This is a genomic window from Streptomyces sp. PTL18 (genome assembly GCF_059510295.1).
In genome coordinates this window covers 485,786-499,868 of record NZ_JCAJZO010000001.1, presented here as the reverse complement: position 1 = coordinate 499,868, position 14,083 = coordinate 485,786, and the positions used below count along the sequence as shown (strand labels likewise).

General features: G+C 72.2%; 11 protein-coding genes. 7 read left to right on the top strand and 4 right to left on the bottom strand.

Annotation, left to right across the window (positions count from 1 at the left end; genetic code table 11):
• Positions 1–90: 90 nt before the first annotated feature.
• A complete protein-coding gene (gene htpG / locus AC5WS8_RS02285; RefSeq protein ID WP_496101534.1) occupies positions 91–1,995 on the top strand; it encodes a molecular chaperone HtpG in 1,905 nt (634 codons plus the stop codon).
• A 181-nt stretch (positions 1,996–2,176) separates the two neighbouring features.
• On the opposite strand, the gene AC5WS8_RS02280 is transcribed toward htpG, so the two are convergent.
• Positions 2,177–2,491: a substrate-binding domain-containing protein gene (locus AC5WS8_RS02280; RefSeq protein ID WP_496101533.1), complete on the bottom strand. Its 315-nt coding sequence runs from the start codon at positions 2,489–2,491 to the stop codon at positions 2,177–2,179.
• Positions 2,492–3,123: 632 nt separating this feature from the next.
• Here AC5WS8_RS02280 and AC5WS8_RS02275 point away from each other — a divergent pair.
• Positions 3,124–4,197: a lactonase family protein gene (locus tag AC5WS8_RS02275; protein WP_496101532.1), complete on the top strand. Its 1,074-nt coding sequence runs from the start codon at positions 3,124–3,126 to the stop codon at positions 4,195–4,197.
• A 39-nt stretch (positions 4,198–4,236) separates the two neighbouring features.
• Positions 4,237–5,763 carry an arabinosylfuranosidase ArfA gene (arfA, locus tag AC5WS8_RS02270; RefSeq protein ID WP_496101531.1) on the top strand — a complete coding sequence of 509 codons (1,527 nt, stop codon included), beginning with the start codon at positions 4,237–4,239 and terminating at the stop codon, positions 5,761–5,763.
• A gap of 492 nt (positions 5,764–6,255) precedes the next feature.
• Here arfA and AC5WS8_RS02265 read toward each other — a convergent pair whose 3' ends face one another.
• The gene (locus AC5WS8_RS02265; RefSeq protein WP_496101530.1) at positions 6,256–8,091 is read right to left on the bottom strand and encodes a glycoside hydrolase family 15 protein; all 1,836 of its coding nucleotides are present in this window, start codon (positions 8,089–8,091) and stop codon (positions 6,256–6,258) included.
• Positions 8,092–8,191: 100 nt separating this feature from the next.
• A complete protein-coding gene (locus AC5WS8_RS02260; RefSeq protein ID WP_496101529.1) occupies positions 8,192–8,971 on the bottom strand; it encodes a DeoR/GlpR family DNA-binding transcription regulator in 780 nt (259 codons plus the stop codon).
• A 126-nt stretch (positions 8,972–9,097) separates the two neighbouring features.
• On the opposite strand from AC5WS8_RS02260, the gene AC5WS8_RS02255 reads away from it, so the two are divergent.
• On the top strand, positions 9,098–9,991 hold the full coding sequence (locus AC5WS8_RS02255; RefSeq protein ID WP_496101528.1) for an SIS domain-containing protein: 894 nt from the start codon (positions 9,098–9,100) through the stop codon (positions 9,989–9,991).
• Between the two features lie 12 nt (positions 9,992–10,003).
• Positions 10,004–10,888 carry a class II fructose-bisphosphate aldolase gene (locus tag AC5WS8_RS02250; protein ID WP_496101527.1) on the top strand — a complete coding sequence of 295 codons (885 nt, stop codon included), beginning with the start codon at positions 10,004–10,006 and terminating at the stop codon, positions 10,886–10,888.
• A 43-nt stretch (positions 10,889–10,931) separates the two neighbouring features.
• Here AC5WS8_RS02250 and AC5WS8_RS02245 read toward each other — a convergent pair whose 3' ends face one another.
• Positions 10,932–12,074 (bottom strand): methyltransferase, encoded by a 1,143-nt coding sequence (locus tag AC5WS8_RS02245; RefSeq protein ID WP_496101526.1) that lies wholly within the window; start codon positions 12,072–12,074, stop codon positions 10,932–10,934.
• 84 nt (positions 12,075–12,158) lie between these two features.
• On the opposite strand from AC5WS8_RS02245, the gene AC5WS8_RS02240 reads away from it, so the two are divergent.
• Positions 12,159–12,848, top strand: a complete 690-nt coding sequence (locus tag AC5WS8_RS02240; protein WP_496101525.1) for an alpha-ketoglutarate-dependent dioxygenase AlkB family protein — start codon at positions 12,159–12,161, stop codon at positions 12,846–12,848.
• The gene (locus tag AC5WS8_RS02235; RefSeq protein ID WP_496101524.1) at positions 12,845–14,083 is read left to right on the top strand and encodes an ROK family protein; all 1,239 of its coding nucleotides are present in this window, start codon (positions 12,845–12,847) and stop codon (positions 14,081–14,083) included. Before AC5WS8_RS02240 ends, AC5WS8_RS02235 begins: the two co-directional genes overlap by 4 nt.

The window sequence follows — 14,083 nt, the reverse complement described above, 5'->3', positions numbered from 1 at the left end:
CGAAAGACGGCGGTTCCGTCGCGACATGGTGTTTTACAGTGACTACCATCAGTTCCGGCGACTTAGGGACCAGTGAGGTAACCGCGAACCATGCCGACCGAAACGTTTGAGTTCCAGGTTGAGGCCCGTCAGCTGCTGCAGCTGATGATCCACTCGGTCTACTCGAACAAGGATGTCTTCCTGCGAGAACTCGTCTCCAACGCCTCCGACGCGCTGGACAAGCTGCGCCTCGCCGCTCTGCGGGACGACACGCTCGACGCCGATGTCTCCGACCTGCACATCGAGATCCAGGTCGACGAGGACGCCCGCACCCTCAGCGTGCGGGACAACGGCGTCGGCATGTCGTACGACGAGGTCGGGCAGCTCATCGGTACCATCGCCAACTCGGGCACGGCCACGTTCCTGAAGGAGCTCAGGGAGGCTCAGGACGGGGCCGGGGCCGAGGGGCTCATCGGCCAGTTCGGGGTGGGCTTCTACTCCGGTTTCATGGTGGCGGACGAGATGACCCTGGTGACCCGCCGCGCCGGCGAGAGCCAGGGCACCCGCTGGTCGTCGCGCGGCGAGGGCACGTACACGGTGGAGAGGGTCGACGACGCGCCGCAGGGCACCGCGGTCACCCTGCACCTCAAGCCCGCGGACCCCGACAACCAGCTCCACGACTACACCTCCGAGTGGAAGATCAGGGAGATCGTCAAGCGCTACTCCGACTTCATCACCTGGCCGATCCGGCTGGTCCCCCGGGCAGCCGCGGCCGAGGGCGACGAGACCGCACGCGCACCCGAGACGCTGAACTCGATGAAGGCCCTGTGGGCGCGCTCGCGTGACGAGGTGTCCGACGACGAGTACCACGAGCTGTACAAGCACATCGGCCACGACTGGCGGGATCCGCTGGAGACCATCCGGCTGCAGGCGGAGGGCACCTTCGAGTACCAGGCGCTGCTGTTCCTCCCCTCGCACGCCCCGCACGACCTGTTCACCCAGGGCTTCAAGCGAGGGGTGCAGCTGTATGTGAAGCGCGTCTTCATCATGGACGACTGCGAGGCACTGCTGCCGCCGTACCTCCGCTTCGTCAAGGGCGTCGTCGACGCCGCGGACCTCTCGCTCAACGTGTCCCGCGAGATCCTGCAGCAGGACCGGCACATCCGGATGATGCAGCGTCGTCTGACGAAGAAGGTCCTGTCCACGGTCAAGGACATGATGACCGGTGCCCCGGACCGGTACGCCACGTTCTGGCGGGAGTTCGGCGCCGTCCTGAAGGAGGGACTGGTCACCGACGCCGAGAACCGCGACACCATCCTCGCCGTGTCCTCGTTCGCGACGACGCACGGGGAGGAGGCGACCACGCTGAAGAGCTACGTGGAGCGGATGAAGGACGGGCAGGAGGACATCTACTACATCACCGGCGAGTCCCGGCAGAGCATCGAGAACTCCCCACACATGGAGGCGTTCCGGGACCGCGGCATCGAGGTGCTGCTGCTCACGGACCCCGTCGACGAGGTGTGGGCCGACGCCGTGGGCGAGTACGGGGGCAAGGCGCTGCGGTCCGTCACCAAGGGTGAGATCGACCTCGGCACGCGGGGGGACGAGAAGGGCGACGACGAGCGGGAGAAGCAGAGCGAGGAGTACGCCGGTCTGCTCGGCTGGATGCAGGAGCAGCTGGACGACGACATCAAGGAGGTGCGTCTGTCGTCGCGTCTCACCGTGTCGGCGGCCTGCATCGTCTCGGACGCGCAGGATCTGACCCCGGCCCTGGAGAACATGTACCGGTCGATGGGCCAGGAAGTGCCGCGCACCAAGCGGATCCTCGAACTCAACCCCGACCACCCGCTGGTGAAGTCCCTGAACCAGGCGTACAAGGAACGCGAGGACCGCACCGTCCTCGCCGAGTCCACCGAGCTGCTGCACGGTCTGGCAGTCCTCGCCGAGGGCGGCCAGCCCAAGGAGCCCGCGCGCTTCGTCAGGCTGGTGGCGGACCGCCTGGAGCGCACGTTGTAGCTCCATGTCGGCCCGGACCGACGCAGGTTCGGGGCGCGTGGCACTGGTCGTGCCGCGGGGTGCCGTCCAGCGACGGACACCCCTCCAGGACCAGGCGGTGGCCGGCGGCCTCGCCGATGCCGGAGCCGCCCGCGGTGAGCGGGGCCCCCGCGGCCCCCGAGGCGGGCGGCGACGGCGGCAGTCATGCCGTGTACGCGGGGCGTGCGGTGGAGCCGCGCAGCACCAGGTGCGGCTCGGTGGGGACGACGACGTCTCCCGGTGGCGTGCCGCGGATGGCGGCCACGAGGGCGTCGACGGCGACGGTTCCCAGCTCGTACAGGGCCATCGCCACGGTGGTCAGCGGCGGATGGGGGTGGCCGGCGACGGGCAGGTCGTCGTTGCCGACCACCGAGACGTCCTCCGGTATCCGCAGGCCCGGACCCCGGATCGTCGCCTTGGAGACCCCGGCCGCCTGCGCGACATCCACCAGCCCGGCCCGGACGGACTGTTGCCCCAACGGGGTACCTCACTCGCCGGAGTTGGGAGGTCTTGACGCGTCCGGCGCCGTGATCAAGCTGGGGCACGGAGGGAGCGTTCGCCCTCCTGGGCGGACAGCCCCCCCGGCAGCCCGCGGCACCCGCGCGCGTGCACGACTCCGGCGGCGCAGGGGACGCGTGCGCCGCCGGACACCCAGCGCCGCATCAGGCGACGTTCGCCCCGTCGCGGCGTCCGGCACGCTTCCCCAAGCTCTTCGAGCAGGGGGACCCCCGCTCGCCGCACCGGCCGAAAGCCCGAGTACGTCCAGTACGTGGGCTTCCGGCCGGCACTTCCCCAAGCTCTTCGAGCAGGGGGTGCCCCCAGAGCACGCACCGGACGCCGCTCCTCGACGGGCAAACGTCGCCTGTTGCGGCACTCGCCGAACTGCTCGCCGGTGGACCTCCCGCGGAGCGGCTGAGGACGGCTGCCCTGCTCGGCGCCTTCGCGGTCAGTACGGCGGGCGACCGGGAGGGCCTGCCCCGCCGCTCCGAACCGGCCCTGCTCGACCACCACGACGACGACGTCCGCTGAACAGCCCCACCGCAAGCCGCCGTTCAAGACCCCTTCCCGCCCTTTTCCAAGCCCTCGTCCAAGGAAAGTCCGGAAAGCCCCATGCCCACACCCACCTCCGCAGACCCCCTCCGCGTCCTCACCGGCTCCTACACACCCGACACCGGGGGAGACGGCGCCGGGCTCGTCACCGTGCGCTTCGATCCGGCGAGCGGCGTGCCGTCCACCGAGAGCGGGCTGCCACCGCTGCCCGTCAGCGGCGCATCCTTCCTGGCGGCGCACCCCGCCCTCGACGTCGTCTACTGCACGAACGAGACCGACCCCGGTACCGTCACCGCGGTCACCCGGCAGTCCGACGGCTCCCTCACGCCCCTGGGCACTCCGGTCGCCGGCGGTGGGACGAACCCGTGCCATCTGACCGTCCACCCCGACGGCCGCCTGCTCCTGGCCGCCCACTACGGCAGCGACACCGCCCCCGGCACCGTTGCCGTGCACCGACTCGACGAGGACGGCCGGGTGAGCGAGCCGACCGACGTCGTCGTGCACGAGGGCTCGGGCCCCGTCACCGGACGCCAGGAGGGCAGCCACGCCCACCAGGTCCTCGTCGACCCGGCCGGCCGCTTCGTGCTGGCCACCGACCTGGGGGCGGATGCGGTGTTCGCGTATGTGCTCGACCCCCGCTCCGGAAGGCTCGCGCAGACGGCGGTGAGCAGGCTGCGGGCGGGCTCCGGCCCCCGCCACCTGGCGTTCGCCCCCGGCGGCGACCTGGCGTTCAGCGCCGACGAGCTGTCCTCCACCGTCACCTGCCACCGCTACGACGCCGCGACGGGCACCCTCACGGCGGGCTCCGCCGTGCCCGCCACCACGGCCCGGGGCGTCGCGAACCATCCCGGCGGAATCGTCGCCTCGCCGTGCGGGCGGTTCGTGTGGGTGACCAACCGCGGAGCGGACACCGTGGCCGCGTTCCGGATCACCGGCGCCGGCCTGACACCGATCGGCGAGGTCCCCAGTGGCGGCACCTGGCCCCGCGGACTCACCCTCGCGGCGGGCCATCTCCTCGTCGCCAACCAGCACAGCGGCACCCTCGCCGCGCTGCGTGTCCGCGGCGACGGCTCCCTCGAACAGCCCGCCCCGGTTGCCTCCGTACCGTCGGTGGTCTGCACGCTGCCCCTCTGAACAGGCCGGCTCCCCCTTCCACCCTTCTGAAAGGAAGCCATGTCCGCCTCCGGTATCACCCCCGCACGTTTCACCCTCGACGCGGCCTTCGCGATCGGAACCGTCCACCCCCGCCTGTACGGGTCGTTCGTCGAACACCTGGGCCGCTGCGTCTACACCGGCCTGTACGAACCGGGCCACCCCACCGCCGACGCCGCCGGACTGCGGCAGGACGTGCTGGCGCTGATCCGGGAACTGGGCGTCACCACCGTGCGCTACCCGGGCGGCAACTTCGTCTCCGGCTACCGCTGGGAGGACACCGTCGGCCCGCGCGAGGAGCGGCCGGCACGACTGGACCTCGCCTGGAAGACCACCGAGACCAACGAGTTCGGCCTCGGCGAGTTCATGGACTTCTGCCGCAAGACCGGGACGGAGCCCATGATGGCCGTCAACCTCGGCACCCGCGGCGTGGAGGACGCCCTACGGCTGCTGGAGTACTGCAACCACCCGGGTGGCACCGAGCTGTCCGACCGGCGCATCGCCCACGGCGGCGGGGAACCGTACGGCATCAGGATGTGGTGCCTGGGCAACGAGATGGACGGCCCCTGGCAGATCGGCCACAAGACGGCCGAGGAGTACGGCCGGCTGGCCGCCGAGACCGCCCGCGCCATGCGGATGATCGACCCGGACCTGGAACTGGTCGCCTGTGGCAGCTCCGGCTCCGGCATGTCCACCTTCGCCGCCTGGGAGGCGACCGTTCTGGAGGCCGCGTACGACCTGGTCGACCACGTCTCGCTGCACGCCTACTACGAGGAGACCGACGGCGACCGCGACTCCTTCCTCGCCTCCGCCGTCGACATGGAGCACTTCATCGAGGCGGTCGTCGCCACCTGTGACCACGTCCGCGCCAGACGGAAGGCGACCAGGCGGATCAACCTCTCCTTCGACGAGTGGAACGTCTGGTACCAGAGCCGGCCCAACCCGCACCAGGTGGAGGACTGGCAGCAGGCGCCGCGTCTGCTGGAGGACGTCTACACCGTCACCGACGCCGTGGTCTTCGGCTCCCTGATGATCGCCCTGCTGCGGCACGCCGACCGGGTCACCGCCGCCTCGCTCGCCCAGCTCGTCAACGTCATCGCGCCGATCATGACCGAGCCGGGCGGGCGCGCCTGGCGGCAGACCACCTTCTTCCCCTTCGCCCAGGCGTCACGGTACGGGCGCGGCCGGGTGCTGCGCGTGGAGGTGGACAGCCCCACCTGCGCAACGGCCCGGTTCGGGGACGTGCCCCTGCTGCACGCCACCGCCGTGACCGACGAGGAGACCGGCGCCGTGACCGTGTTCGCCGTCAACCGCGGCCGGAGCACGGCGCTGCCGCTGGAGGTCGACCTGCGCGGTGTCGACGCGCGCACCGTGGAGGAGCACCTGGTCCTGTCCGACGCCGACCCCGACGCCCGCAACACGCAGCACCACCCCGACCGGGTGACGCCGCACCCGGCCACCGGCACCCTCGTCAAGGACGGCATCCTCCGTGCCGAACTGGAGCCCCTGTCCTGGAACATGATCCGTCTGGTGCCACCACAGAGCTGAAGGAGCGGCACACCGTGACCCTCGCCACGACGAGCCCCCTCCGCCGGGGCCATGACGCCCTGGCACTCGAGGTCGGCCTCGCCGACGACCGCACGGCCCGGCTCGTCCGCCTCGCGATGCCCGGCGAGTCCACCGGGGAGCCCGGCCCGGGCGCGCCGCTGCCGCTGGTGGAGGTGGTGGCGACGGGCCGTACCTGGTCCGGTGGCCCGTTTCATCGCCCCGCCACCGGCGCCCGCCTGCGCCACCGGGCGCACCACAGCGGCCGCGACGGCCTCCGGCACCCTCACGATCGAGCTGTGCGACGCGGACAGCGGCCCGGCCGCCGAGGTCCGCTACCGCTCCCCGGACGGCATCCCCGCCCTGCGCGGCGAGGTGGTCCTGCGCAACGAGGGCGACGCCCTCGTTGCGCATGGAGTCCGTCACCTCCCTGGCCGTGGGCCGTCTCACCGACGCCCCGTCCGCCGTCCCGCTGCCCCTGGGGGAGGCGCCTTCCTAGCCAAGCGCCCGGTCGAGGTTGAACGCCGCGCTGATCAGGGCGAAGTGCGTGAAGGCCTGCGGGAAGTTGCCCTGCTGATCGCCGGTGTGGCTGATCTCCTCGGCGTACAGGCCCAGATGGTTGGCGTAGGTGAGCATCTTCTCGAACGCCAGCCGCGCCTCGTCCAGCCGTCCGGCGCGGACCAACGCCTCGACGTACCAGAAGGAGCAGATGGAGAACGTGCCCTCGTCCCCCCGTACGCCGTCCGGGCTGGCCTGCGGGTCGTAGCGGTAGACCAGGGAGTCGGAGACCAGGTCCTGGGTGAGGGCGTCCAGGGTGGACAGCCATTTGGGGTCGGTGGGCGCGATGAACTTGGCGAGCGGCATCATCAGCACGGACGCGTCCAGCACGTCGCCGTCCTCGTGCTGGACGAACGCCTGACGCTTGACGGACCAGCCGCTGTGCATGATCCGCCGGTAGATCGTGTCGCGGCACTGCAACCAGCACACCATGTCGGCGGGCAGGCCCCGGCGGCGGGCCATCCGGATGGCCCGTTCGATCGCCACCCAGCACATCAGCCGCGAGTACAGGAACTTCCTGCGACCGCCCCGGGTCTCCCAGATGCCCTCGTCCGGCTGGTCCCAGTGGGCGCAGACCCAGTCCACCAGTGCGCAGACCTCGTCCCACTGGTCGCTGGAGATGGGCTGCGCCCATTTGTCGTACAGATAGATGGAGTCGATCAGGGCGCCGTAGATGTCGAGTTGGAGCTGGCCGGCGGCCGCGTTGCCGATCCGGACGGGCGCGGAGCCCTGATGGCCCTCGAGGTGGTCGAGTTCGTACTCCGGCAGGTCGGTCCGGCCGTCGATGCCGTACATGATCTGCAGTGGGCCGGACGGTCCGCCGTCCCCGGGTGTGATGTGCCGGGTCACGAACTTCATGAACGCCTGGGCCTCGTCGGTGAACCCCAGCCGCAGCAGGGCGTAGACACAGAAGGCCGCGTCGCGCACCCACACGTACCGGTAGTCCCAGTTGCGTTCGCCGCCGAGCCGCTCGGGCAGGCTGGTCGTCGGCGCGGCCAGGATCGCGCCGGTCGGGGCGTAGGTGAGCAGTTTCAGGGTGAGGGCGGAGCGGTGCACCATCTCCCGCCAGCGACCGCGGTAGCGGGACTGGTGCAGCCAGCGTCGCCAGTACCCCACCGTGGCGGCGAACTGCCTCTCGGCCTCCACGTGTGCGCACATCCTCGGCGCCAGATGCGCACCGACCTGGTCCAGTGCGAACACCGTCGACTCGCCCTCGGCGAGTTTGAAGTCCGCCCACACGTCCCGGTCGTCGCCCTCCAGGGGAACGGTCGCGGTCAGGGCCAGTGACAGGTCGGCGGACTCGAAGACCGCCACGTCACCGACCAGCTGCAGGGTGTGCGCCTGCCTGCCGTAGTCGAACCGTGGAGCCATCCGTACCCGGAAGGGCAGGGAGCCGCGCACGCACAGGACCCTCCGGATCAGCCGGTGGCGTTCGGTCTCGACCGACTCTGCTCCGACGGGCATGAAGTCCTGCACCTCGCCGACGCCGTCCTCGGTGAAGAACCGGGTGATCAGGACGTTGGTGTCCGGGAAGTAGAACTGTTTCGTCCGGCCCGGCACGGTCGCGGCGAGTTCGAAGGACCCGCCCCGCTCGGCGTCCAGGATCGCGCCGAAGACGCTCGGGCTGTCGAAGGAGGGGCAGCAGTACCAGTCGATGGTGCCGTTGCTCCCCACCAGTGCGACGGTGCGCATGTCACCGATCAGTCCGTGGTCGGCGATCGGCAGGCACCGGGGGCGCCCCGGCCCGTACCGCTCGCTCGGCGTTTCGGCCATCGCAGCCTCCCTGACCACCGGGTACGCGCACCGCAGATCCCAGACTAGGCCCAGGGGGAGGGGGCGGCACCGGGAGCGGATCCGCCCCGGGCGCGGATCGTCAGACCGTGATCACCCGCACTCCCGCCTCCTCGAACCGCCGCACCGCCTCCGCAGCGGCCGCCGTGTCCGTGACCAGGATGTCCACCGCCTGAAGCGCGCAGATCCGCGCGAACGCGCGCTGCCCCAGCTTGCTGGAGTCCGCTGCCACGACCACGCGCGCGGCGCGCTCGCACAGCAGACGGTTGACCGCGGCCTCCGCCTCGTCGTGCGCCGCAGCGCCGTGCGTGACGTCCAGGGCCACCACGCCGAGCACCGCCACGTCCAGGGTGATCTGGCCGAGCACGCCGTCCGCGAGCGGCCCGGTCAGCTCGTACGACTGCGGACGCGCGACCCCGCCCGTCACCACGATCTTGAACTGGGGACGCACGGCCAGTTCGTTGGCGATGTTCAGCGCGTTGGTGACGATCGTCAGCGCGGGGGAGCCCGACGCGAGGTCGCCGCGCACCGCGAGCGCCCGCGCCACCTCGGTCGTGGTGGTGCCGCCGGTGAGACCCACGGCCTCGCCGGGCGCGATCAGACCGGCCACCGCCTGCGCGATGCGCTGCTTCTCCGAAGCGCGGCGGCCGGTCTTGTAGCGCAGCGGCAGTTCGTAGGAGACCCCGTGCACCACCGCGCCGCCCCGGGTGCGCACCAGCATCTGCTGCTCCGCGAGCTGGTCGAAGTCGCGGCGGATCGTCGCGGCCGACACCCCGAGCTCGGCCGCCGCCTCGTCGACCTCCAGTCGGCCCCGCTCGACGAGTAGTTCCAGCAGCGCCTTCCACCGGGCGTCGCGGGACATCCCACTCTCCCTCTTCCTCGACCCTGCGGGTGACCCTAGCGCACCTCACCTCCGTCCGAATGCTTGATTGTGCTCGAAATCAACCCCTATCTTGCAAGAACGAGCATCGTCCGGGAGGGGTGCGGCATGACGTACGTCGAGCAGGAGCTGACCAGCCAGCCCGAGTGCTGGACGCGCGCCGCCGAGTGCGCGCAGGGGCACCAGGACGCGCTCCCGGCGCCGGGTGAGCGGGTGGCGATCGTGGGCTGCGGTACCTCGTTCTTCATGGCGCAGTCCGCCGCTGCCCTGCGCGAGCGGTCCGGGCAGGGCGAGACGGACGCCTTCGCCGCCTCCGAGTTCCCCCACGGACGGGCCTACGACCGGGTCGTCGCCCTCACCCGGTCAGGCACCACCACCGAGGTCCTCGACCTCCTCGGCCGGCTCCGCGGTCGAGCGCGGACCACCGCGATCACCGCCGATGCGGGCACGCCCGTGACGCACTGCGCCGACGACCTGGTCGAGCTGGGCTTCGCCGACGAACGGTCCGTCGTCCAGACCCGGTTCGCCACCACCGCCCTCACCCTGCTCCGCGCCCACCTCGGCCTGCACTCGGACGCCGTGGTCGCCGACGCCCGCACCGCCCTCGAGTCCCCGCTGCCCGAAGGTCTCGTCGAGCGCACGCAGTTCACCTTCCTGGGGCGCGGCTGGACCGTCGGGCTCGCGCACGAGGCCGCGCTGAAGCTCCGCGAGGCCGCGCAGGCGTGGACGGAGGCATACCCCGCGATGGAGTACCGGCACGGCCCCATCAGCATCACCACGCACGCCACCGCCACCTGGATGCTCGGCGAGGCTCCCGGCCGACTCGCCGGGCAGGTCCGGGAGACGGGCGGGCTCTGGGTGGCCGGCGACCTCGACCCGCTCGCCGAACTCGTCCGCGTCCAGCGGCTCGCCGTGGCACTCGCCGCCGCCCGCGGGCTCGATCCCGACCGGCCGCGCCATCTGACCCGCTCGGTGATCCTCGCATCCGATGCCCCCAGGTGAGAAGGAGGAACCGTGCCCCTCGCCCCCACCGGTGAGCTGATCGCCGCCGCCGCAGCAGCGCGCGGTGCCGTCGCCGCGTTCAACGTCATCACCCTCGAACACATCGAGGCCGTGATCACGGGCGCCGAGGCCGCGGGCACCCCCGTCGTGCTGCAGGTCAGCGAGAACGCCGTCAGGTACCGCTACGGACGACTCCTCCCGCTCGCCCGGGCCGCCTCCGCGGCCGCCGAGCGGGCCGCGGTGCCCGTCGCCCTCCACCTCGACCACGTCCACAGCGACGACCTGCTCCGCCAGGCACCCGGCGCCGGGTTCGGCTCCGTCATGTACGACGCGGCCCGGCTGCCCTACGCGGACAACCTCGCCGCGACCCGCGCCGCCGCCGACTGGGCGCATGCCCAAGGGCTCTGGATCGAGGCCGAGTTGGGGCAGGTGGGTGGCAAGAACGGCGAACCGCCGCCCGACCCGCACTCGCCCGGCGCCCGTACCGACCCGGCCGAGGCCGCCGCCTTCGTGACGGACACCCATGTCGACGCGCTGGCCGTCGCCGTCGGCAGCACGCACGCGATGACCACGCGCACGGCCGCACTCGACCACGGCCTGATCGAACGGCTCAGTGCCGCCCTCGACGTGCCGCTCGTCCTGCACGGCTCCTCCGGGTTGCCGGACCACGAACTGACGGCGGCCGTCGCGGGCGGCATCACGAAGGTCAACATCGGTACCGCCCTGAACGTCGCGATGACCGACGCGATCCGGGAGTTCCTCGCCGGGCGGCCCGAGGCGGTCGACTCGCGCGGCTACCTCGGCGTGGGACGGGAGGCGATGGCCCGGACCGTGACCCAGCTCGTGAGAGTGCTGCGGGACGGCGGGAGGCAGGCACCGGCGCCCAGGCCCGCGTAGTCCGCTTCCCACGCGCCGTGCACGAGGGAGACCGCGGGTGGGGCTACTTCTTGACCGCCCTCAGCACGACGAACTTGGGGTCGCTCGCGACCAGTTCGCTGTTGCCGAAGAGGCGGCGCAGCTTCACGTGGTAGCCCAGGTGGCGGTTTCCGATCACCCACAGCTCGCCGCCGGGCCGCAGGGCCCGCCGCGCACCGCTGAACATGTGCCAGGCGGTGGCGTCCGTCGTCGCCTGGTGGGAGTGGAACGGCGGGTTGTTCAGGACCAGGTCGACGCTCGCGGCCGGCACCCCGGACAGACCGTCACCGACCCGGAACTCCGCCCGCCCCCGGGCGTTGTCGCGGTAGGTCGCCTCCGCCGAGGCCACCGCCTGGTACGACTCGTCGGTGAACAGCACCTCGGCCTCGGGGTCGGCCAGCGCGGTCGCCAGCCCCACGACGCCGTTGCCGCAGCCGAGGTCCACGATCCGTTCGGCGCCCCTGCCGCTCGGAAGGTGCCGGAGGAAGAAGCGGGTGCCGATGTCGAGGCGGTCGGCGCAGAAGACGCCGGCGTGGTTGGTGACGGTCCGGCCGGACAACGGGCCGAGGCCGTCCGGGAGCCGGTAGCGGTACGGCCACGGGTTGGTGCCCCGGTCGAGGTCCGGGTCGGGGGTGGAGAAGATCAGCCGGGCCTTCTGCTCGGCGAGCGAGGTACGGGTCGGCCCGAGCACGCGCTCGAACAGCTGCAGCGTCGAGGTGTGGATCTCCCTGACCATGCCGGTGCCGATCACCACCGTGCCCTCGTGCACCCCCGGCGCCAGCCGGTGCAACTGGTCCTCCAGCAGCGCGAGGCTCTTGGGGACGCGGACCAGGAGCACGTCGATACGGGACGGAGGGTCGTCCCGGGTGCTGAGCAGCCGGACGCTGTCCGTGTCCACGCCGTTGCGGACGAGGTTCGCCCGGGTCGCCTCACGAGCCAGGAACGAGTCGGTGATCTGCGTCGGGCGGTGCGCCGCGAGCGCTGTGGTGAGCGCGCCCCACCGGTCGCCGACGACCACGACCGCACCGCCGAGCGGGGTGCCGCTCGCCGCGAGGTGCCGCAGCAGATACGCGTCGGAGGCGTCCCAGGCACGCAGCCGGTCCCGGGGGTCCTCAGGGAAGCGGGCCAGCGCGTACTCGCCCCAGGGCGTGGTCAAACGGTCGTTCATCGTGCGTCCAGGCTAACGGAGCCGCAGTCGGGGCCCCGTCACCGGTCGGCCGGATGCGTGATGCGGATACGTGATGATGGAACCATGGACGCCGAGCTGTTCCCGCGGAGCCGCACACAGGTCGCCATCGGCGCGGTCCATGTGCCCGACTGGCTGGAGACGGACGGTCAGCGCCGGCTCCTTCAGGCCTGCCGGGAGTGGGCCCGACCGCCGGCCGGACTGCGGACCGTGCGCACGCGCGGCGGGGGGACGATGACCGCACGCCAGGTCTGCCTCGGCCGGCACTGGTATCCCCACGGGTACGCCCGCACGGCCGTCGACGGCGACGGCGCCCCTGTGAAGCCGTTCCCGGAACGGCTCGCCGCACTGGGCCGCCAGGCCGTCGAAGCCGCTCTCGGACCCGGGGCGGCGCCGTCCGAGCCGTACGACATCGCCCTGATCAACTTCTATGACGCGGACGCCCGTATGGGCATGCACCGGGACAGCGACGAGAAGTCCGACGCGCCCGTGGTGTCGCTCAGCCTCGGTGACTCCTGCGTCTTCCGCTTCGGCAACACCGAGAACCGGGCGCGCCCGTACACGGACGTGGAACTGCGCAGCGGCGACCTGTTCGTCTTCGGCGGCCCGGCACGGCTCGCCCACCACGGGGTGCCGAGGATCCGGCCCGGAACCGCACCGCCCGCGCTCGGGCTGACGGGCCGGCTGAACATCACCCTCAGGGTCAGCGGCTTCGGGCGGGCCCCGGAGCGGATCATGGGAGACTCCCCCTCATGAGCGGTAAGGCGGGCCCCCGGACGGCAGGGGAAGGGAACACCAGGACGCGGCTGGACCGGGGGCGCGGCGCACTCGGTCCCGCGCTCGAGCTGGTGCACACCGGCCGGGCGCCGACGCGTGCGGTGCTCACCGCCGAACTGGGCGTCACCCGAGCGACCGCGGGAGCGGTGGCCGCCGAGCTGGAGGCGCTGGGGCTGATCCGGGTCGACGCGCACCCGGGCGCCGCCGCCGGGGCGCAGGGCCGCCCCTCGCACCGGCTGGAGATCGCCGAGGACGGGCCCGTCGCGCTCGCCGCCCAAGTGCACGCGGACGGCTTCCGCGCCGCGCTCGTCGGCCTGGGCGGCCGGATCGTCGCGACCGCCCCCGGCTGCGAGACCGTCGACGCCGACCCGGCGAAGGTGCTGGGCTCGGTGGTCGAGGCGGGCGCCGAACTGCTGCGCCGGACCGGGCGGCGCTGCGTGGGCGCCGGGCTGGCCGTGCCGTCCGCGGTCGCCGAACCGGAGGGCCTGGCGCTCAACCCGCTGCACATCGCCTGGCCCGTGGGTGCGCCCGTACGGGAGATCTTCGCCGAGCGGGTGCGCGCCGCCGGTATCACCGGGCCCGCCTTCGCCGCCAACGACATCAACCTGGCCGCGCTGGCCGAGCACCGACACGGCGCGGGCCGGGGCTCCCGGGACCTGCTGTGCGTGGCCACCGGGCACCGGGGCGTGGGCGGCGCGCTGGTGCTCGACGGGCGGCTGCACACGGGCAGTTCGGGCCTGGCGCTGGAGGTCGGCCACCTCACCGTGAACCCGGAGGGCCGCCCCTGCCACTGCGGCAGCCGTGGCTGCCTCGACGTGGAGGCGGACCCGCCGGCCTTCCTGGCGGCGGCCGGGCGCAAGGCCGGTCCCGAGGTGTCACAGCTTCAGCAGGCGAACGACCTGATCCGCACCGGGCACCCCACCGACCAGGCCGTCCGCGGCGCCGTCGAGCTGCTGATCGACCGGCTCGGCCTGGGCCTCGCCGGACTGGTCAACATCCTCAACCCGGACCGCGTCATCCTGGGCGGGCTGCACCGCACCCTGCTCGACGCCGACCCCGAGCGGCTGCGCGCCGTCGTGGCCGACCGCAGCCTGTGGGGCCGCAGCGGCCAGGTGCCCGTCCTCGCCTGCACACTCGACCACAGCAGCCTGGTCGGCGCGGCGGAGCTGGCCTGGCAGCCGGTGCTGGACGATCCACTGACAGCCCTCACCTGA